We start from the raw sequence: 20595 nt of genomic DNA, 5'->3' as shown, positions 1-20595 counted from the left end.
TATATGTCCTCAATCTTTGGCACTCAAAAATCTGTTAAGCCTCGCATTTTTGTGAGCTACCATCACGCGCTTGATCAACAGTACTATGATCATTTGTCCGCCAACATGAATCACCCCTATTCTTTCTGTTACGATAATTCTTTGGACAGAATGATAGATAGCGATTCATCTGACTACGTAATAAGAAAAATCCGCGAGGAATATATTACGGGCACGTCTTGCACCATTGTTCTTTGCGGTCTCCAAACTCCTAGAAGAAAATTCGTTGACTGGGAGATCAACGCGACACTTCAGAAAGAGCATGCGCTCTTAGGGGTGAAATTGCCTGCCCTCCAAGTCGTGAACGACGGCTGCGAGAAGCCTCCTAGACTACAGGACAACATCGGCAGCGGCTATGCGCATTGGGTTTGGTGGGAAGATATATGGAATGACCCGACTGCGCTGGGAAATGCGATTTTCGAAGCTAGGTCTCGCTCAAAGTCACTAATCGACAACTCGCGCGCGCGGCGAATTAGAAATGGCTAAACCACCGCTACCCGCAGAGACCGATCTTCTCCGAATATTTTGGAGTGATGGCGCGTTCAAGCTTGAGATCGGCCTGTGGCTGGCACTTGCATTGATCGCGCTTGCGTTAGCATCGGCATTATGGGCCTATTTTTCAAGAGGGTACATTTTTTCCAAAGGCTTTGACATTGATTCTGCAGAGTTCGGATTCGGAGAATCCAAAGTTACAATTAAACCAAATCAAGATGATAGAAAAGTAGCTTATCAAATATGGGTCGAACTGAGTACAAGGAAAATAGGTTTAGAAATAGACTTTGATGACGACGTAATAGCTGAAATATATGATTCTTGGTATAAATTCTTCGATGTTACGAGAGAACTTATTAAGGATATACCAGTTTCCAAGGTTCAGTCTAAATCGACTTCTAAAATAATCGATCTATCAATTGACGTACTAAATAGCGGCCTTCGCCCTCACCTTACAAAGTGGCAGGCAAAATTTAGGCGATGGTACAACTACCAACTAGATTTAGACAAAGAAGCCCTTCTAAATCCCCAAGACATACAAAGGTCCTTCCCTCTATACGAGGATCTAGTTTTAGATATGAGAAGCGTAAATCAGAGACTTATTCTATATAGAAGAAAAATGAACGAGATAGTTCACCGACTCTGAGAAATATATTTACTATTACGGCCGGAATTTGGTATTACGGGGCTATAGAATTGCGGTGATAGTTTACTACTAAACTCCCAAATTCCGGGTCAACGGAGCGCCCGACAGTCGGCCTCACGCCCACCTCATGCTACACTCCCACCCATGCGCGCCCGGAACCCCCTCTACGTCATGGCCAAGCCGCCGCCGGAGGTGCAGGCGCAGATCGCCGCGCTGCCGCGCAACGATCCTTCGCGCGGGCCGGACCTCCTCCATGTCACACTCATCTCGCTCTACGACCTGCACTATGCGCCGCCCGAGTGGCTGCCCGCGACCATCGCCGCGCTGGACGGCTTCGCCGCGGCGCCCTTCCCGCTCCGCTTCGACCGGATCGAGAACCGCAAGGCGGTGACGCTGCGCACGCGCGATCCGCTGGCCGAGGCGCGGGCGTTCCAGAAGGCGCTGGTGAACCATCTGCTGCGCGAAAAGGCGCCGATCATGGACGGCACCACGCCCGAACCGCACATCACGATCAACTATCGCGGCGACCGCCTCAACGCGCAAAAAATGCCGCCGATCGGCTGGACGGTCGACGAAATCCTGCTTGTGGAAAGCGTCGTCGGCAAGACCACCCATGTCGAACATGGCCGCTGGCGGCTTGGCGGGGGCGACGGCTGATTCCGCACCCCGCCATGGCAGTATAGTGGTGCAAGGAGACATTTCCTTTCTCGTCACCCCGGACTTGATCCGGGGTCCCGCTCGGCAACGGTGAGAAGCTGGACCCCGGATCAAGTCTAACGAGCCGCGTGTCTCTTTAGAGGGTGACGAAGAGGGACAGGACCACTTCCGTTCGTATCCGGGCAGTCGAATATCTCAGCGCCACGCCGCGCCGATCCTGTTTCGCACCGCGCGGGCCAGAAACCCCTTTCCTACAATATGCACATCTGCTTCACTCTGTCGGACGCTGCGGCAGCGCCGCTTCCACTCCGTCTCCGCCGCCGCTCCTGTCATCCCGCCTGATACCGCCGCCACCGCATCGCCACCGCATCGCCACCGCATCGCCACCGCATCGCCACCGGGCTGAACTTTCCTGAACTTTGGCTGGCAACCAATCATCAATACGCCCGCTTCCCAGGACCCGCCCCCTCGAAGGCACCGCAATGTCCCACCCCTCCAACATCGTCCATTGTTCCGGCCCGCACGATCCGCACGCGCTCGACGGCATTTCCGCCCGGCCCCGTACCGGCGACCTCGACCTGCGCTGTCCGGTCTGCGCAGGGCATGGCCAGTGGAACAGCCAGATCGACCTGATCAGCCACCGCTCGATCCGTGTGCCCTGTCCCAAATGCGACGGGCGCGGCTGGATCGAGACCGGGGCCGACATGGTCCCCAGCCACGACATCGCGCTGTCGCCCGACGGACGCCCGATGTGGGTGGTGCGGCTCGATCCATCCGACGATATCGAAGACGGAAACGACACGGCCACCTGACGGCCGGAACCCGAAACGGGAGGTGACAGTTGATGCAGGTTCCGCCAGCCTGCCGACTCCAGCAAAGCGAGCCAGCCATGACCGACACCCCGACCGGCCCCGATAGCGGCGCGACCTTCTACCACGGCACCCGCGCCGATTTGCAGGTCGGCGATCTGCTCGCCACCGGCTGGGGCAGCAATTATCAGGCCGCCCCCATGTCGTGGATCTATTTCTCCGCGGCACTCGAATCGGCGATATGGGGCTGCGAACTCGCCGCCGGCGACGGCCGCGAGCGCATCTATATCGTCGCACCGACGGGCGACTGGTTCGACGACCCCAATCTCACCGACAGGAAATTCCCCGGCAACCCGACGCGCAGCTATCGCAGCCAGTCGCCGCTGCGCATCGTCGGCGAAGTCGAAAGCTGGGAACCCCATGCGCCCGAGGTACTCGCGGCAATGAAGGCCAGTCTCGCGAAGCTGAAGGCGGAGGGGGCGCCGATCATCGACTAGCCTCTTTTTTCGTCACCAGCCCAAAACCGGAGCCGCCATGCTGACCACCCTGCTCACCCTCGCCGCCGCGACCGCAACCCCGGTACCAACCGGCACCCCCGCCGACCTCGCAGCGATCGAGGCCACCTGCTTCGACTATGTCGACGGCCAGCTCGAGGGCGACCCCGAACGCGTCAAGCGCGCACTCCACCCCGATCTCGCGAAACGCCGCGTCCTCGGCGACACCCCCGACGAACGCCTCGGCCTGCAACGCTTGAGCCGCGAGGAACTAGTCGACCTCACCAAACGCGGCGCGCTCAAGACCCCGCGCGAGGCGTGGGACCGCTCGTGCAAGATCCTCGACGTCGCCGGAAACGCCGCCGCTGTCCGGGTCGAAACGCCGTGGTTCATCGATTATTTCCACATGGGCAAGTTCGGCGATCGCTGGATCATCGTCAACGCGCTCTGGCATATGAAGCCGCGGCCGGCGGCGAAATAAAGACGGAGCAGCAGGGCGCTTGCCGCCACGACAGGAGGATAGGGATGCGTAGCATATTGGCCCTCATATTCGCGATCGCCGGCCTCGGCGTCATATCCGCGAACGCTGCGCCAGCGCCCGGTGACAGCGCCGCGCTCACTGCCTTCGCCGACGCGTTCGACGCAGCACAAATCGCCAGGGACGGCGCGGCGCTGGACCGCATGGTCGCCGACGATCTCGTCTTCATCGACGGCAGCGGCCAGCGGTTCGGCAAGGCCGCTTTCATCGCGGGCTGGACCGGCGCCAACGACAGCTATGATCCCGTCACGCTGCGCGACCGCATCGTTATGCCGCTGGGCGCCGATGCAGGGCTCGCGAGTGCCGAGACGGTTTTATCGGGGCGTTCGGCGGGCCAGCCCTTCCGCGTCCGCATTCGCTTTACCGACATCTTCCGCCGCACAGGAAACAGCTGGCAGGCCGCCTATATCCACGTCACGCGCATGGCGCCCGAAGACGCCGCGCCCAGGCCCTGACCGGGCTTCTCCTAAGCCGCAATCTCCATCACCGCGGCGCGGGCAATCGCCGGGCGCCAGTGCGGGCGCACCGGCAGCAGGAACAGGTCGCCCAGCGCCGCCTCAATCTCGTCGGCGGTCAGATAGGCCTGCTCGACGCGCCCGTCGGTGGAGCGGATCGTCAGCCGGTTGTCGCGCAGCACATAGCGCGCCGCGTCGTCTGCTCGCGCCACGATCAACTGGTGGCGGAAATGCGAGCTTGGGTGCGTCGCGGTGTACCAGTTGGCGACCGCGACATCGATCGGCTGCTGCGGCGCGTCATCGAAGACATACATCGCCGCCCAGCTATCGCCGAGTAACGCCTCGACCAGCCACTCGTCATGCGATTGGCGGATGCGATAGGCCTCGTGCACGGTCGGCTGCGGGTCGCGATCGTCGATCGCCAGCGGCGCGGTCGGCGCCGCGGCGCCGAAACCAACGTCGGCGAGCCACGCTCGGCCGTCGAGCATCACGCGGATCACCAAATGGCTGCGCGCGGTCGTCGGCGCATCGTCCGCCATCATCCAGCGCACCCGCCCCAGCCGCGCCGCAGCGTCAAAGCCGATCGTCTGCAGCACGCGCAGAAACAGCCCGTTCTGCTCATAGCAATATCCGCCGCGCCGCTGCCCGATCAGCTTGGCATCGACCGACGCCGCGTCGACTTCGACCCCCTTGCCGGTCAGCACATCGAGCGCCTCGAACGGGATCGCCGCGACATGCGCCGCCTGCAACGCGCGCAGCACCTCCAGCGTCGGCGCAACCGGCCCGGCATAACCGATCCGCGCGAGGTAGCACGGCAGGTCGACGGGATCATGGGCAGGCTGGGTCATCGGCATATCTCCGTTCAGCGAATCATCTGCCGCATCTTATGCAAGCTCAACCATGGTTGAGATCAAGCGACTTTGTGCCGCGGGCGATTTCCCGCTGATTCGACTCTTGTCGCAAATAAGAACATAACAGGAACATTATTTCGATTCGGAGGAGTCCCATGTCCAGTCAGATTATTCGAACCTTTCTCGGTTTCCAGCTTCCCCCATCGCTGCGCCCGCCGTTCGCCGAGTGGCAGAGGCGCGCCGGGCAGACCGGCAACGCCGTCGACCTCGCCATGCTCCACCTGACCTTGTGCGTCGTCGGCGAGACCTTTCAGCGCGACCTGTTCCTCAAGAACCGCGTCATCGCCGCGCTGGGAACCGCGCTGCCTCCCGCCGCACCGATCCGCTTCGGCCGCGTCCATGGCGGCGCGATGGGCGCCGAACTTGTCACGCGCGGCCGAGCGCATGAAATCAAGGATTTCTTCGACGCGATCGCGGTCCTGCTCGGCGCCTATGGGGTCGATCCGTTGCACCGGGCATCGGGCCTCCGCCCGCATATCACGCTCGGCTACGACCGGGCGCTCTTCGACGCATTCAACGTCATCCGCCACTGGACACCCCGGGAACTGCTGCTGATCGAAAGCCGGCCGCACCCCGGCGGCAAAGGGCGCGAGCATCTCGTCCTCCACCGCTGGCCGCTTTTGCCGCCCGCGCAGTCGGCCTTCGCCTTCATGGCCGAGGAACCGCCCGCACGGCCGATGCCCCCGCTCCTCCGTGCCGCCTAGCTCTCCAGACTATGCTCGAGCGTAATCTCGCAATTGAGCAGCTTGGAGATCGGGCAGTTCTTCTCGGCCTCTTCGGCGATCTTCGCAAATTCGTCGGCGCTGATGCCCGGCACCTTGCCCGTCAGCGTCAGCGCCGATTGGGTCACGGTGAAGCCGCCGTCCTGCTGCTCAAGCGTCACCGCCGCGCTCGTGTCGAGCGAACCGTCGGCATAGCCCGCGCGCGCCAGCCCGAACGACAGCGCCATGGTGAAACACGCCGCATGCGCCGCAGCGATCAGCTCTTCGGGATTGGTCCCCGGCTTGCCCTCGAAGCGCGTCCCGAAACCATAGGGCTGCGCATTGAGCACCCCCGACTTGGTTGTGATCGCCCCCTTGCCTTCCTTGCCAAAGCCTTCGTAGCGGGCGGATGCGCGATTGACGGTCATGAACATACTCCTTGGCTGAAATCGGGTCGGGGAGACTCGCCCGGCCAGTATAGCAGGACAGGCGGGCTAGCGCTTGATTTTGGCGACCAGCGCCACTGCCGTATCCTTCGCGCTCGTCGCCGGCGCGCTGCCGAGAGTCAGGATTACGAACTTGTCGCCATCGAGAAAGACGTTGAGCTGGTTGATGCCGGGGACGAAAAAGGCCGCCTTGCCCAGCCCCGCCACATCCTCGATCGCCTTGTCGGAAAAGGCTGCCATCGTTTTGGCGGTGGCTTCGCGTGTCTGCCTGATCGCAATGTCGCTGTTGTCGCCGATCGGCGAGCGCCGCGCCATCAAGGTGGCGGCATCGCCATTCGCGAGGCGATAGGTGCATTCAGACGTCGCGGCATTGGAGCCCTCGGCCTTGTTGACGAAGGCGAGGCTGGTTTCGGTCACCGTATCGCCCAGCGCAGCGCCGACCGCCGCTTTGCCCAGCAAAGCACAGGCATCGCTGGCATCCCAGTCATTCGCCGCCATCGCCTTGGCATCACCGTCCGCAGCAGCACCATCCCTGGCCCCGCCGCCGCACCCGGCGAGCATCAGCGCGCCGAGCGCCGTCATGATATGATTCACACCTGTCCGCACAAGTTCATCCTTCTGCCATGGCGCGACCCCGGCACCACGATGCGCGCAAAGCGGCGCCGCGGCAAGGATGGCGAACCACCCGTGAATCAGCGCGGGGCCCGCGCCACGCCCGCCTTGTCGAGTTCGGGCCCCAACCGCCCGGTCAGCCACATCGCCCACATTTTGAAATCGGCGGCAAGGCTCCACAGCGGATAGGTAAAGGTCGCGGGCCGGTTCTTCTCGACCCCGAAATGCGCGACCCAGGCAAAGAAATAACCCGCGAGCGGTAGCGCGAAGAGCCACGCCCAGCGCGCGCTGAGCACCGCGAATATCGCAATCAGCACGACGAGGCTGGTCCCGACATAATGGAGCGCCCGCGTGCGCACCTTGCTATGCTCACGCAGGTAAAAGGGCCAGAATTCGGCAAAGCTGGTGTAGAGCCGGGGCATCGTCGAAGAATGTCGCGATCAGGATGCGCGGTCAAGCCACCTGCCGAACCGGGGCCCGCGAAGCCGTTCACGTACAGCCCGAGGTTCGCGCAAGCCGGCGCCGGGCGCATCGACGACACGGCAGCGCAGCGCCTTACCATTTGTAGCGCAGCGACCCCACTACAGTCCGCGAAGCCCCGAAATAGCAGCTGTTCGAGAAGAAGCAGGACGAGACATGCTTCTTGTCGAACAGGTTCTGGGCATTCACCGCAATGCCGAGACCGTCCAGCGCCGGGCTGGCATGGCCAAGGTCGTAAGCGAGCATCGCATCGACCAAAGTGAAGCTCTTTGTCCTGAACAGTTCAAAGGTCGTCACGCTATTCACGACCTTGTAGCTCGACGAGCCGAGCGAGCCGTCGACATAACGAAAGCCCGCACCAAGACTGAGCCCGCCAAGTGGACCATCGCCCGCGCCACCACGGCCGAAGTCGTACGAAAGGAAGGCCGATGCCTGCCACTCGGGAACGCCGAGCGGAACGGTGCCCGTGGTCGATGGCGTGCCGGTCGTGCCCAATTTGGAAAGTGTCGGCGCCGAAGCAGGGATGGCGGGCGCGCCCTGCGTGATCAGCGCATCGGTGTAGGTGCCGGCAAAGACAAGATCGATGCCGGGGCGAAGCTCGCCGCGCGCTTCGAGTTCGACGCCCCGAACGCGCGTTTCGCCGATCTGTATCTGCGAATTCGTCGGACGGCCGCCGGTTCCCGCAAGCGGATCACCGACCGGGACATTCTGCCGCTTCAGTTCGTACGCCGACAGGGTGATGAGCGTGTTCAGGCCGCGCGGCTGAAATTTGAGGCCCGCTTCGTACATATTGCCCGTGGTCGGCGAGAAGGGATTGCCGAGATAGTCGGCGCCCGCCTGCGGCTCGAAAGATTCAGTGTAGCTGACATAGGGCGACAGGCCGAATTCGAACGCATAAAGCGCGCCGAAGCGCATCGTGAAGGCGCTCTGCGAGAGCGGCGTCAGAACCCGGTTCTTCTTGTTGAGGCTGCTCTGGTCGTACCAGTCCCAGCGGCCACTGGCGATCAGATGAAGTCCGCCGATTGTCACCTGATCCTGGATATAGATGCCGGTCTGGTCGCGCTGGCTGTAGCTGTTGGTATAGGCTAGCGAGAGCTGGGTCAGATCGAGGCTCGGAACGCGGCCATAGACCGGCGCATAAAGATTGAGGTTCGGAATGCTCGTTAGCGGGTTGGCGGTCTGGCCGGTGTTGAACTGCTGGAAATTCTCGCCGGTGATCCGCAGATAATCGAGACCCACGAGTATGTCGTGCTCTATCCCCGCGGTTTCGAACTTTGCGTTCAGGCTGTTGTCCATCGTCAGCGTGTCGAAATCCTCATCGGCACCGCCGCCGCCGCGGATGATCGTGCTGTAGTCAGTGTTGATATTGAGCCCCGTCCCCGTGGTCGCAAAGCCGCCGACATAGATCTGACGGTAGCTCAGCTTGTTGTTCTGGAACCGGACGTTCGAACGAAACGCCAGATGTTCGTTGAAATCGCGCCGGAACAAAAGGGCGACCGATTTCTGCTTGTGGTCATAGACCTCATATGCCGGATCACCGGTGTTGATATGATATTCGATCGAGCCATTGGGGTTCGGCAGCACGCTGCCATAGGCCGGTACGCCCGAATAGCCACCGCCCGATGGCGCATGCTGATAGGATGCGATGAGGGTGATGTTCGTCTGATCGTCCGGGGCAAAGGCAATCATCGGGCTGATGTGATAGCGCTCGCTTTCGGTGAGCCTAGTGAAGCCGTCCGCCTTCTGCCACCCGCCAACGAAGCGCACGCGCCATTTGCCCTCGGCGTCGAGCGGCTGGTTGATGTCGCCGACGAAGCGCAGACTGTTGTAGTTTCCGACCTGCGCTTCGAAACGGCCGAACGCCTCAGCCTCGGGCTTTTTGCTCGACAGGTTGATCAGGCCGCCGGGCGTACCATTGCCATAGAGGACCGATGCCGGCCCTTTCATGATGTCGATCTGGTCGATCCGGTTGAAGTCGGTCTGCGGGGTCGAATAGGGCCCGGCGATGAGCCGCATGCCGTCGAGGAAGAACCCGGGCGAAAAGCCGCGCAAATACATCTGGTCGTAACGCGACACCGTGCCGCCGCGCTGGTTGGCCGCGACACCGGCGACATAGCCGACCGCCTGGTTGAGCGAGATCGCGCCCCGGCGTTCAAGCTCTTCGCCGTCGATCACCGTGATCGTCTGCGACGTCTCGATAAGCGGGGTGCCCGTCTTGGTGGCCGAGGACACGCTGGCCTCGCGCAGCCCGGTTACGACGATGGTCTCGCCAGCCGGGCCGCTCCCGGCGGCCTCTTCGGCAGCGAAAACGGGCTGCGAGCCCAAGAGCATCGCCGCGACCAGCGCGGCGCGCGACAGATTCGACCGCGTTGCGGCTCCCGGATTCGGCCTCATTGACTACCCCTTGTTGCTATTGATATCGATTCGCATTTGCGCCTAGTCGCATATCCGGTTTGGAGCAAGCCGCAGGCAATCGATCGATTGAGGATGGGGCAAGGACGGGTGTATTTTTCGCGAACGACCGCATGGCCGCGCGCTGTTTACCGCCTGTTTCGGCGCCTATGCCGCGGCGGCGGGCCGCATGTCGCTGTTTGCACGAATCGCGTGTGACAGGTCGTGCTGACAATCTGGAGCGTTGCAATTGTCCCCACGACATGCGCGTGGGTGCCGGGCCTGCCGTATGAGCAAAGGCAATTCCAGGGCGGAGCCAGCGGCCCGTCAATCGATGGCCTGGATTCACGGCTGACAGCGAACGGCGTTTCCGGCAGGGTTTGGCACGGCTATAATTGCCATTGGCGCCATATGACTGGCTTCACAAGATAACCGTATTGCTTCGTCGGCGGATGCGCGGATCGCGCGACCTGGTTTCGGATGAAACAAAATTTCGCGGACTATGCACGCCGCAACGCTTGTGTTTCGGCCTTGTTGCAAACAAGTCACAATCGCCCATGAAACGCCAAGACGCGCCGGAAATTTTCTTTACCCCACATGAATAGGGGCTCATCCCCATAGTGTCAGGGCATTTCACTGTCTTCCAGTTTGAGCGCAGGATCATGCCCTGGATACTCATCGACTAACGGTAGGGGACGGCGCTGTGAGAAAAATCCAATCATCGAAGTTGACGCTGAAATTAAGCGGAGCACCCTTTCTTCTAGGGGTCAGCCTGCTCGCTCTCGGTTCTCCGGCCATGGCGCAAGACGCGCCTGCGGACGACAGTACAGCAGCAGACGAAACGATCGTCGTTACCGGTTCGCGCATCCCGCAAGCCAATCTTGAATCCGCCGCGCCGATCACCGTGGTCACCAGCGAAGATATCAAGCTGCAGGGCACGACCCGCGTCGAGGATATGCTGAACTCGCTGCCGTCGGTCTTCGCCAGCCAGTCGTCAACCGCTGCCAACGGAGCCGACGGCACCGCAACGGTTGATCTTCGCGGTCTTGGTACCACCCGTACCCTCGCGCTGGTCAATGGCCGCCGCCTTCTGCCCGGCGATCCGAGCCCGAATAGCGGTTCGGCCGCCGACATCAACATGATCCCGGCTGCGCTGCTGAAGAATGTCCAGGTCCTGACCGGTGGCGCTTCGGCAACCTATGGCGCCGACGCGGTCGCGGGCGTCGTGAACTTCGTCATGGACACCGACTTCTCCGGCTTCCGGCTCGACGGCCAGTATAGCGTGTTCCAGCACGGCAATCGCAACAAGGTGACGCCGCCGCTGCTCGATCGCCGCGGCTTCGGCTATCCCACAGGCAGCGTTGTGGACGGCGGCACACTCGACGTCACCGCGATGTTCGGCGCCGGATTCGACGATGGCCGCGGCCATATCGTCGCCTATGCCGGCTATCGCAAGGCGAAGGCGGTGCTGCAATCGCGGCGCGATTACAGCGCCTGTACGATCCAGAATACCGGTGCCGGCGCGCTGCAGTGCGGCGGTTCGCTGACCAACTCTTCGGGGACCGGGCTCGTATTCGTTCCCAAAACAAACGCTGCCGGGCAAGTGATCCCGGGCTTTACGTCGACCGCCTTCACCTTCCAGCCGGGCGGCGGCTTTGAACAATCGACGACGCGCTATAACTTCGCGCCGACCAATCATTATCAGCGTCCCGACGAACGTTACACCGCCGGTCTGTTCGCGAACTATGAAATCAATGAATCGATCAAGCCCTATCTCGAATTCATGTTCATGGACGACCGCACGGTCGCCCAGATTGCGCCGTCGGGCAACTTCGGCAACACGCTGACGATCAACTGCGACAATGCTCTGATGTCGGCGACGCAGAGGAACATTATCTGCGGCCCCGCAGGCAGCACGAATTATTACAACCTCATCAATGGCGCTATCGGCAATTTCCCGACGGCCATCGGGGCAGGTTATAATCCCAATCCCGGAAACCCGGCACTGGTGTTCACCGATTCGCTCGGCAACACCTATAAGCAGGGCTTCCTGCAAGTCTTGCGCCGGAACGTCGAAGGCGGTCCGCGTCAGAGCGATCTGCAGCACACCAACTTCCGCGCGGTGATCGGTACCAAGGGCGACCTTGGCAAGGCATGGTCGTACGATACCTATTATCAATATGGCCGGTCGAACTATAGCCAGGTCTATTCGAAAGAATTTTCGGTCGCGCGCCTTGGCCGTGCGCTGAATGTCATCGACGATCCGCGCACAGCGGCGTTCGACCCGGTCTGCCGTTCGGTCATCGACGGCAGCGACCCGACCTGCGTTCCCTATAATATCTTCAACGGCGCAGGCGGCGCCAGCCCGGAAGCAGTCGCCTATCTCAATGCAACCGGCTTCCAGAAGGGGACCACCTCGGAACAGGTCGCCAACGCCTCGTTCACGGGGATGCTCGGCGAATATGGCATCAAATCGCCCTGGGCCGAAGACGGCATCAGCGTCAATCTGGGTTTCGAATGGCGCAGGGAGTCGCTGGATCTTCAGACCGACAACGCCTTCTCGACAGGCGATCTGACCGGTCAGGGCGGCGCTACCTTGCCGCTGTCGGGCAGCTTCCGGGTCTATGAATTCTTTGCCGAAACGCAAATTCCGCTGATCCAGGAAAGCTTCATCTATGACCTGACCTTCAGCGGGGGGTATCGCAAATCCTATTACCGGACGAGCGCCGACCGGAAATATGATACCGACACCTTCAAACTGCAGCTGGAATTCGCACCGATCCGCGACGTTCGCCTGCGCGGCCAGTATAACCGCGCGGTTCGCGCCCCGAACATCCAGGAGCTGTTCGCAACACCGACCGTCGGCCTCAACGGGGCCAGCGATCCGTGCGCGGGCCGGGTCATTGGCGCGACCGACTACGGCTGCCTTGCGCAGGGCTTTGTCGTCAATCAGGGAACGGCCGAGAATCCGGCGGGCCAGTATAACGGCCTGCTGGGCGGCAACCCCGACCTGAAGCCCGAAACGGCAACGACGAAGACGCTCGGCATCATCCTGCAGCCGAGCTTCCTGTCGCGCTTCTCGCTGACGGTCGACTGGTTCGACATCAAGCTCAAGGATGCGATCCAGCCGCCGGCACAGGATGCGATTCTGAAGGATTGCACGCTGAACGCTACCGCGTCCTTCACGCCCTTTTCTTGCGGCCTGATCAACCGCGATGCGGCGGGCTCGCTGTGGCTGACCCCGGACGGCTATGTCGACAATATTCCGTCGAACCTCGGCACCGTTCACACGCGCGGTATCGAAGTCAACAGCGCGTTCAGCCAGGAAATCAGCGATCTTGGCACCTTGTCGTTCAGCTTTGTCGGGACCTACCTCGACAAATACAAGGTCGATAACGGCATCACCGAAGCTTACGACTGCGCCGGTCTTTATGGCCCGGTTTGCAGTTCGGGCGGCACGACGGCAGGCGGATCGATGCTGCCCAAATGGCGTCACAAGCTACGCACGACCTTCAAGATGGCGGACGGCCTCGGGATTTCGTTCCAGTGGCGCTACATCGGCAAGGTCAAGGCGGAAACACTCGACGACAGCCAGTCACTGCACGGCGACTTCGTCTTCGATCCCGGCAAGCATATCAAGGCGTACAGCTATTTCGACCTGACGACGACCTTCGATGTGTCGGATAATTACACGTTCCGCCTGGGCGTGAGCAACCTGTTCGACAAGCAGCCGCCGCTGGTGACCTCGGGCAACGCGGCGCGCGACGGGTCGAACCTGTGCCCGACCGGACCCTGCAACGGCAACACCTATCCGGCGACCTATGACGCGCTGGGCCGGTATATTTTCGCAGGCGTCACGCTGGACTTTTAAGGCCGGTATTTGATCCTATGATGGGGCGGCGGATCGTGCGATCCGCCGCCCTTTTTTTGATTCGACGGATGACATACCGATGCTCGATCCCATAACCGCCGATGTCCTGCGACAAGCCGTGGGTGCGGCCCAGTCGGGCGACACGACGCGGGCACGGCAGCTTGCCGAAGGTGCGCTGGAGACAGGCGGCGACAAGGTCGCGCTCAACGCCTTTTTGGGCATGTTGCTGGCACGGTCGAATGATCCGGCCGGCGCCGCCCGCCATCTAAAGGCGGCGCACGCAGCGCGGCCGGCCGACACGACGATTGCCTGCAACCTGATTGCCGTGTTGATCGATAAAGGCGATCTTGATGACGCCCTGACCATCGCCACGCACGATCTGGCCCGCGCCGATCCGTCGCTGCGTATCGCGCGCTATCGCGGCTTCGTTGCCCAGTCGCTCGAACATTTCGCCGAGGCGGTCGAAGCCTATGAACATGTGGTCGCAAGCGAGCCCGGCGACTTTGAAAGCTGGAACAACCTCGGCAATGCCCGTTCGGCGACCGGAGATCTTGAAGGCAGCGTCGCCGCACTCCAAACGGCGATGGCGCTCAATCCGCTCGCCCCGCCGACACGGCTGAATGTCGCGGTCGCATTGCGCACAGTCGGGCGCCATGAAGAGGCCGAAGCGCTTCTTCGCAGAACAGCAGCCGAATTTCCCGACGATGCCCGCGCGCTCCATGAACTTTATGTGCAATACAAGAAGGAGGGTAAGCAGGACGAGGCAATGCCCGCGCTGGAAGCCGCCTTGGCACGCGACCCCGACAACGCCAATCTTCAGCTGAAATTCGGGGTCGAATGCGGCCTGCTCAATCGGATGGAAGAGGCGGAGCAAGCGTTCCGGAAAGCAATCGCGCTCGATCCGTCGACAACCGATGCCTATCTCGGCCTCGCGGTCCAATATGAACATAGCAATCGCGAGGAAGAGTTCGCGCCGCTTGTCATGCTCGCCGAAGAAAATGGCATCGGCGAGGGAGCAATCACTTTCATGCGCGCCTATGAGCACCGCCGCGCCAAGCGCTTTGACGAAGCGCTGGCCAGCCTGGCACGCGTTCCTTCCGATCTGGAGCCCGAGCGCACGACGCATCTGCGCGGCCAGCTTTTCGATCGGCTCGGCGATGCGGACAAGGCTTTCGAAGCCTTTTGCGCGACCAATGCTCTGCACGAATCCTCGCCGACGCGCCCGCTCGAGCGGGCGGCAACCATGCGCCAGAAGCTGCGCAGCGAAATCGAACTCCTGACACCGGAATGGGCGGCAAGCTGGTCCGATACCGGAACGATCGATGACAAATATTCGGATCCGGTATTTCTGCTGGGCTTCCCGCGATCGGGGACGACGCTACTCGACACGATATTGATGGGCCATCCCGACACCATCGTGATCGAAGAACAGCCGCCGCTAAGTCATGTCGACAAGCATGTCAGCGGACTGGTGGCGATCCCCGAGCTGGACCGGGCAGCCCTCACCGATGCCCGGCGACTCTATTTCGACGAGATCGCCAAGGTCGCGCCGGCCCCGCTCGATCCGGCCCGGATGCTGATCGACAAGTCGCCGCTGTTCCTGAGCAAGGCGGTGCTGATCCAGCGCCTGTTCCCCAATGCACGCTTCATCCTTGCGCTGCGTCACCCGTGCGACGTGCTGCTCAGCTGCTTCATGAGCAACTTCCGGCTGAACGACGCCATGGCGAACTTCCTGCGGCTCGAGGATGCAGCCGAATTTTACGACCTCACCTTCCAGCATTGGGAACGCGCGCGCGCGCTCTTTCCGCTCAATGTACACACGATCGTTTATGAGCGGCTGGTCGAGGATGTCGCTGCCGAGGTGCGGCCGCTGTTCGATTTCCTCGGACTCGAATGGCGCGACGAAGTGCTCGACCATCAGACGACGGCCAAAAAGCGCGGGCTGATTACCACCGCAAGCTATGCGCAAGTCGTCGAGCCGATCTACAAGCGAGCCGCCGGCCGATGGGAGGGGTATCGCCAGCATCTGGAACCGGTCCTGCCGGTCCTGCGCCCATGGGTCGAAAAATTCGGATATAGCCTGTGAGCGGAACCCGCGCCGCGCTGGTCGCCGAAGCCGACCGCGCGACGGCGGGACAGGATCTGGCGCGCGCGGTCGCGCTGCTCGAAGAAGCACTGGCGCTGGGCGAGGACTTTCCCGCGCTGCTGCGTCTCGCGGGGGTCCACCGCGCCGCCGGGCGGCCGCGCATCGCATTGGACGCGGTGCATCGCGCACTGGCGCTGGCCCCGCTCGACTTTACCGCGCTGATGCTGCGAGCCAGCCTGCTCGACCGGCTCGGCGATCCAAATGGCGGCGAAGCCTGGGGGCATGCCATCGCCCAAAAACCGGCGGAGGCACTGCCCCCGCAACTCGTCGCCGTCCTCTCCGAAGGCGAACGCAAGCATGCGCTGTGGCTCGATGCGAAGGACGCAGCCTGGGCCGGGCATATGGCCGATGCCGAAAGCCGCGCTGACGCCGAGGAGCGCGGACGCATCGCCCGCTTCCGCAGCAACGCCTTGCGCCGCACCCGCCCCTATCATAGCGAGCCGACGCATTTTCATTTCCCGGGACTGCGCGAACGCGAATTTCATCCGCGAAGCCTGTTTCCATGGCTCGCACAGATCGAGGCGGCGACCGAAACGATCGCCGCCGAACTCGATGCGGTGATGACCGCCGAGCGCGCCGAACTGGTTCCCTATGTCCAATATGCCGCGCATCAGCCACTCGACCAATGGCGCGCGCTGAACCATAATCCCGACTGGACCGCGATCCACCTGCTGCGGAACGGCCGGCGGATCGAGGCCAATGCGCGCCATTGCCCGCAAACGATGGCGCTGCTCGAAGGGCTGGGGCAACCGGCGATCGCCGGCGCATCGCCCAATGCGATGTTCTCGCTGCTCGCGCCCGGCACGGCGATCCCGCCGCATGTCGGTTTCAACAACGCGCGGCTGGTGTGTCACCTGCCGCTGGTCGTCCCCGACGGCTGCTGGTTCCGCGTCGGCGCCGAAACCCGCGACTGGCGACGCGGCGAAGCTTTTGTGTTCGACGACACGATCGAGCATGAGGCGCTGAACCCCAGCGACAGGTTGCGCGTCGTCTTCATCTTCGACCTGTGGCATCCCGACCTCAGCCCGGTCGAGCGCGAGGCCGTGGCGGCACTGATCGCCAGCGATGCGGGCAGCCTGCCCGAAAGCCGATGAGTTTTGCCGCCCGGCTCGCGGCCATCCGGGCCGGGCAGGCGAATATGGAAGACTTCGGCGATCTTGCCAGCCTGGCCCTCGACGCAGGTGAGGAAGAGGCCGCGCTGCCTTGGGTTGCCGCCGCCGCGACACAATATGGAACGGCACGCTTGTGGCAATGGGCCGGCCTGTTGCACCGCGCGCTCGATGCCCATCCCGCCGCGCTCGACGCCTTTGGCGAAGCTGCCCGTCTCGCGCCAGCCGACGTCGGCATTGCCCATGGCCGCGCGCGCATCGCCTTGGAGGCGGGGCTCGATGCCGTCGCACTCTTCGAAACCGCCGAAAAGCTCGGGCCGCCCAATGGCGATATATTGATCGGACTGGCCGCCGCACGCTGGGCGGCGGGGCGCGGGAATGAGGCCGAAGCGGCGCTCGATGCGATCGTCGCCCAAGTGCCCTTGTGGATACAGGGACATAACCAGCTGGCGCAACTCCGCGCCCTGATGGGAAAGCCTGCGCAGGCGACGGCTTCCTTTGAACGGGCGCTGGCGCAGCAACCCGACGCGCTCGCGCTTTGGCGCGGGCTGCTCGACCAGCATCTCGCGCATGAAGATTATGAAACGCAAGCGATCGTCGTGAAGCGGGCGCAAGCGGCCGGGCTGACCGCCGCACAAATTGCCGACCATGCGGCGATTTGCTCCGCCGAAGGAAGCGAAGTCGACCGCGCCGACGCCTTGTTCGCCGCTGCCCCGGTGGCCATGCGGGCGGGGCTAAACCTGTGGCAGGTACGGCATTTTTTGCGGACAGGCCGATTGGCATCGGCGCTGTCGCTGATTGATGAAGTCATCGATACGGCCGCGCCCCAACAAGCCGCAATCTGGCCTTATGCGGCGACGGCGTGGCGATTGGCCGGCGATCCCCGCTACGATTGGCTGGTCGGAGATCCCCGACTGGTGGCCGAGATGGATCTGCGCGACCGCCTGCCGCCGCTCGACGTGCTCGCCGCGCATCTCAGGGGACTCCATGTCGCCAAGGGTGAATATCGCGACCAGTCGGTGCGCGGCGGCACCCAGACCGACGGGCCCCTGTTCTGCCGGAGCGATCCGGTCATCGGCGCCCTGCGGGCGGCGGTCGTGACCGCGGTCGAGACCTATGTCGCCGCATTGCCATCACGCGATGCCGCCCACCCGCTGCTGGCCATGCCGCGCGACCGGCGCCCGCGTTTTGCCGGAAGCTGGTCGGTCAGGCTGGGCGGTGGCGGCCATCATGCCAATCATGTTCATCCGCAAGGCTGGATCAGTTCGGCACTATATGTCGCGCTGCCCCCGAAAAATGTCGAGGATGCGCCCGATGCCGGATGGCTGGCCCTTGGCGAACCGCAGGCGGCGCTCGGGCTGACGTTGCCGCCAAGCCGGATGATCGAGCCCGCACCGGGGCGGTTGATCCTGTTCCCCTCATGGCTCTGGCACGGCACGCGGCCATTTGGTGAAGGCGAACGTCTGACCGTCGCCTTCGACGTGGCGCCACCGCGCTGAACCACAGGTCCATGCGACCGAAGCGGCCGAAATCGCTTGGCCGATGGGCGATGACGCCATAAATATGGCGGATCAATCGCATGGAAAGGCCCCTCATGCTCCATGGACGCTTCATCTCGCTGGCCACATTGCTCGGCTGCACGCTGACAGCATCTTTCGCCGTCAGTGCGGCAGACCCGTCGACCGCTCCCGCGCCAGCGAAGCCCGCAACATCCACATCGGCGAGAGATGGAAAACCCAAGCTTCGCGATCCGAATGAGATCATCTGCCGTAAGGAGCAGGTGCTGGGCAGCCGGCTCGAGACAAAGCGCCGATGCATGACGCGGAGCGAGTGGGCCGAGGCAAACCGTGTCACGCGCGGTGAACTGGAGCGCGCGCAGGTTCAGCGCGGCTCGTCGACGCAATAGGCCCGCCCCCCAAGGGGCGCCGCCAGCCCCACCGCTTGCATGAAACCCGCGATCCTGTATCGGCGCGGACCGTTGCATGACGCAGCCTGTCATTGATATTGCACGAAGAATACCCAGTGCGATGAGTCACATATTTATCACCGCATCGCCGCTATCAGCCGCGCGAGGGTGGCATTCAAATTCGAAGGATAGAGATTAGGACATGTCGAAATTTTGCTCCGAGTGCGGATCCGCGCTTTCGCAAGGCGTACGCTTCTGTCCGGCGTGCGGAACTGCCGTGCAGGCGCTGGCCGGAGAAGCTGTGCAGCCAGCGACGGAAATCGCGCCGCCGGCACCCGTTGCGCCGGCCGCGGTGGTCCATGATGTCGTCGACGTGGAAAGCGCCGCGCCGGCGCCCCGCAACAATGTCGTACTGCTGGGCGGCGCCGCGCTGCTCGCCGTGGCGATCGGCGGCGGAATCTGGCTTGGCCTGTCAAGCTCGGGCGGGGAAGTCGAAACGACGACCGGACAGAATGCCGGGCCGGGCGAAACCGCTCAGGAGAAATTCGACTATTTTGCCGTCGCCGACGCCAATTTGCGCGACCGGCCGACGGTCGAGGGTTCCAAAATCGTCGGATCCTTGAAGCGCGGCGAGAAGATCACCGGTACTCTCGTCGGCGACGAGCGCGGCAAGCAGTGGGTGAAGATCGACACGACGGGGCAATATGTCAGCCTTGTGAATTTGTCCAAGAGCGCACCGTCCTCGCTCGCGACGCTCGATGGCAGCGATCGCGTCACCACCGCGCGATGCCCGGTCCTCGAAACCGCAGCATCCGGAGCGGCGGTCAAGATCGCGCTCGCGCCGGGCGCGAAGGTCCGGCTGATCGGCGCGACCGCCGATGGTTTCACCGAATGGGGGCTGCCGGGCGGCGGGGTCGGCTATACGCCCGCATCCGGCGCCTGCGCGACCGATCCCTCACCGGCGAAGGGCGCCGTCGCCAATTCGCTGATCAAGTTCGATTTTCGCGATTGCGAATTCGGCCCCGAACTCACGCCCTATTTCGAGAAAGCGGGGAACGCGCGCCTGGCAAAGGGCAATGACGACGACGCCGAGGAATATATCTTTCCGGTCGACAAGGTGTTTCAGGGCCTGCGCGTCACCAATGTCATCGTCGGTTACGAGTGGCACGGCGTCGCCTTTGCCGACCCGGCGGGCAAGGCGCAGACGGTGTTCCGCAAGCTCGGTTTCGAAATCGACAAGGACGGCAATTTCGCGGTGCCCGACGATGTCGCCCCTGTCTCGTCACTGCAGCCGACCGATCCCGCTTCGCGGGCGCGCGGGCAGAGCGAACTGATCTGCGGCGTCTGACCGGCGCGGGCCGGGCGCGTGGCTATAAAAGCTCAAACACGTCGTAGCGCACCGCGCCACCGACGCTGGCGCCCAGCCCGACCGCAACGATGTCGTTGAGCCACGCATAGCGTTCATCGCCGGTCTCGAACATCGGCGTCGTGCGGAAATAGATTTCGGCCTTGTCCGCATCGGTCTGAGGGCCGCCGGCGCGCGCATGTTTGTGCGCGACCGACAGCGGGCGCAGCACGCCGCGATAGGAGACATAGATCAGCGCGCCGTCATGGGTTTCGAAGGTGATCCGCGCGTCGAGGCGCAACGTGTCGTTGTCGTCGATCGTCGCCCAATCGCCGCCGCTGGGCATCACCCGGCCGCGCAGCCGCTCACCCTCGAGCTCGCCGCCGGTCAGCGCAGCGATCATCCGGCGGCCGAAATGCGCCTTGCCGATCTGTTGCTGCGGCTCGGTGAAGCTGGCGCGGTAGGAACAAAGATAGCGAAAATCAGGCTGCTGCATCACTCTTCCTTTTGTCAATCGAAGGCGAAGCGCGGCGGGGCAGGGACTCCC

At 62.8% G+C, this 20595-nt stretch carries 20 protein-coding genes and 1 pseudogene; 15 read left to right on the top strand and 6 right to left on the bottom strand.

Annotated features, from left to right (window positions below; all coding sequences use genetic code 11):
* Positions 1 to 3 precede the first annotated feature (3 nt).
* The 7 genes from AC1RRJ_RS12980 (at position 4) to AC1RRJ_RS12950 (ending at position 4130) form a co-directional block, all read left to right on the top strand.
* Positions 4 to 525: a TIR domain-containing protein gene (locus tag AC1RRJ_RS12980; RefSeq protein ID WP_493123325.1), complete on the top strand. Its 522-nt coding sequence runs from the start codon at positions 4 to 6 to the stop codon at positions 523 to 525.
* The gene (locus tag AC1RRJ_RS12975; RefSeq protein ID WP_493123323.1) at positions 518 to 1177 is read left to right on the top strand and encodes a hypothetical protein; all 660 of its coding nucleotides are present in this window, start codon (positions 518 to 520) and stop codon (positions 1175 to 1177) included. Before AC1RRJ_RS12980 ends, AC1RRJ_RS12975 begins: the two co-directional genes overlap by 8 nt.
* A 144-nt stretch (positions 1178 to 1321) precedes the next feature.
* Positions 1322 to 1834, top strand: coding sequence for a 2'-5' RNA ligase family protein (locus tag AC1RRJ_RS12970; protein WP_493123321.1), 513 nt, complete (start codon positions 1322 to 1324; stop codon positions 1832 to 1834).
* A 482-nt stretch (positions 1835 to 2316) separates the two neighbouring features.
* Positions 2317 to 2646 (top strand): hypothetical protein, encoded by a 330-nt coding sequence (locus AC1RRJ_RS12965; protein ID WP_493123319.1) that lies wholly within the window; start codon positions 2317 to 2319, stop codon positions 2644 to 2646.
* A gap of 77 nt (positions 2647 to 2723) precedes the next feature.
* Positions 2724 to 3140 carry an NAD(+)--rifampin ADP-ribosyltransferase gene (gene arr, locus AC1RRJ_RS12960; protein WP_493123317.1) on the top strand — a complete coding sequence of 139 codons (417 nt, stop codon included), beginning with the start codon at positions 2724 to 2726 and terminating at the stop codon, positions 3138 to 3140.
* Positions 3141 to 3177: 37 nt separating this feature from the next.
* Positions 3178 to 3618 (top strand): nuclear transport factor 2 family protein, encoded by a 441-nt coding sequence (locus AC1RRJ_RS12955; RefSeq protein ID WP_493123315.1) that lies wholly within the window; start codon positions 3178 to 3180, stop codon positions 3616 to 3618.
* A 44-nt stretch (positions 3619 to 3662) separates the two neighbouring features.
* Complete coding sequence (locus AC1RRJ_RS12950; RefSeq protein ID WP_493123313.1) at positions 3663 to 4130, top strand: nuclear transport factor 2 family protein; 468 nt, start codon at positions 3663 to 3665, stop codon at positions 4128 to 4130.
* Between the two features lie 11 nt (positions 4131 to 4141).
* Here AC1RRJ_RS12950 and AC1RRJ_RS12945 read toward each other — a convergent pair whose 3' ends face one another.
* Positions 4142 to 4978 carry an arylamine N-acetyltransferase family protein gene (locus AC1RRJ_RS12945; protein ID WP_493123311.1) on the bottom strand — a complete coding sequence of 279 codons (837 nt, stop codon included), beginning with the start codon at positions 4976 to 4978 and terminating at the stop codon, positions 4142 to 4144.
* 158 nt (positions 4979 to 5136) lie between these two features.
* Between AC1RRJ_RS12945 and AC1RRJ_RS12940 the strand changes: the two genes are divergently transcribed.
* Positions 5137 to 5745 carry a 2'-5' RNA ligase family protein gene (locus AC1RRJ_RS12940; protein WP_493123309.1) on the top strand — a complete coding sequence of 203 codons (609 nt, stop codon included), beginning with the start codon at positions 5137 to 5139 and terminating at the stop codon, positions 5743 to 5745.
* On the opposite strand, the gene AC1RRJ_RS12935 is transcribed toward AC1RRJ_RS12940, so the two are convergent.
* The 4 genes from AC1RRJ_RS12935 to AC1RRJ_RS12920 form a co-directional block, all read right to left on the bottom strand.
* A complete protein-coding gene (locus AC1RRJ_RS12935) occupies positions 5742 to 6170 on the bottom strand; it encodes an OsmC family protein (RefSeq protein WP_493123307.1) in 429 nt (142 codons plus the stop codon). The genes AC1RRJ_RS12940 and AC1RRJ_RS12935 overlap by 4 nt on opposite strands.
* Before the next feature lie 66 nt (positions 6171 to 6236).
* Positions 6237 to 6770, bottom strand: coding sequence for a hypothetical protein (locus tag AC1RRJ_RS12930; RefSeq protein WP_493123305.1), 534 nt, complete (start codon positions 6768 to 6770; stop codon positions 6237 to 6239).
* A 110-nt stretch (positions 6771 to 6880) separates the two neighbouring features.
* On the bottom strand, positions 6881 to 7222 hold the full coding sequence (locus AC1RRJ_RS12925) for an Mpo1-like protein (protein WP_493123303.1): 342 nt from the start codon (positions 7220 to 7222) through the stop codon (positions 6881 to 6883).
* Between the two features lie 133 nt (positions 7223 to 7355).
* Complete coding sequence (locus AC1RRJ_RS12920; RefSeq protein WP_493123301.1) at positions 7356 to 9674, bottom strand: TonB-dependent siderophore receptor; 2319 nt, start codon at positions 9672 to 9674, stop codon at positions 7356 to 7358.
* 793 nt (positions 9675 to 10467) lie between these two features.
* Between AC1RRJ_RS12920 and AC1RRJ_RS12915 the strand changes: the two genes are divergently transcribed.
* The 7 genes and pseudogenes from AC1RRJ_RS12915 to AC1RRJ_RS12885 all read left to right on the top strand — a co-directional run bounded on the left by AC1RRJ_RS12915 (position 10468) and on the right by AC1RRJ_RS12885 (position 20051).
* The gene (locus AC1RRJ_RS12915) at positions 10468 to 13542 is read left to right on the top strand and encodes a TonB-dependent receptor domain-containing protein (protein WP_493123299.1); all 3075 of its coding nucleotides are present in this window, start codon (positions 10468 to 10470) and stop codon (positions 13540 to 13542) included.
* Positions 13543 to 13621: 79 nt separating this feature from the next.
* Complete coding sequence (locus AC1RRJ_RS12910; protein WP_493123297.1) at positions 13622 to 15628, top strand: tetratricopeptide repeat-containing sulfotransferase family protein; 2007 nt, start codon at positions 13622 to 13624, stop codon at positions 15626 to 15628.
* Positions 15625 to 16782 carry an aspartyl/asparaginyl beta-hydroxylase domain-containing protein gene (locus tag AC1RRJ_RS12905; protein ID WP_493123295.1) on the top strand — a complete coding sequence of 386 codons (1158 nt, stop codon included), beginning with the start codon at positions 15625 to 15627 and terminating at the stop codon, positions 16780 to 16782. Before AC1RRJ_RS12910 ends, AC1RRJ_RS12905 begins: the two co-directional genes overlap by 4 nt.
* Positions 16779 to 18296, top strand: a complete 1518-nt coding sequence (locus tag AC1RRJ_RS12900; protein WP_493123293.1) for a 2OG-Fe(II) oxygenase family protein — start codon at positions 16779 to 16781, stop codon at positions 18294 to 18296. The genes AC1RRJ_RS12905 and AC1RRJ_RS12900 overlap by 4 nt, the downstream gene beginning before the upstream one ends.
* 80 nt (positions 18297 to 18376) lie before the next feature.
* Positions 18377 to 18703: a hypothetical protein gene (locus AC1RRJ_RS12895; RefSeq protein WP_493123291.1), complete on the top strand. Its 327-nt coding sequence runs from the start codon at positions 18377 to 18379 to the stop codon at positions 18701 to 18703.
* 202 nt (positions 18704 to 18905) lie between these two features.
* A pseudogene (locus AC1RRJ_RS12890) lies at positions 18906 to 18974 on the top strand (zinc-ribbon domain-containing protein); the annotation flags it as partial.
* A gap of 30 nt (positions 18975 to 19004) precedes the next feature.
* Complete coding sequence (locus AC1RRJ_RS12885; RefSeq protein WP_493124157.1) at positions 19005 to 20051, top strand: SH3 domain-containing protein; 1047 nt, start codon at positions 19005 to 19007, stop codon at positions 20049 to 20051.
* A gap of 22 nt (positions 20052 to 20073) precedes the next feature.
* Here AC1RRJ_RS12885 and AC1RRJ_RS12880 read toward each other — a convergent pair whose 3' ends face one another.
* Positions 20074 to 20544: a DUF3237 domain-containing protein gene (locus tag AC1RRJ_RS12880; RefSeq protein ID WP_493123289.1), complete on the bottom strand. Its 471-nt coding sequence runs from the start codon at positions 20542 to 20544 to the stop codon at positions 20074 to 20076.
* Positions 20545 to 20595 lie beyond the last annotated feature (51 nt).

The organism is Sphingopyxis sp. GW821-FHT12C06 (assembly GCF_058807415.1).
This window is presented reverse-complemented; position numbering and strand designations above follow the sequence as displayed.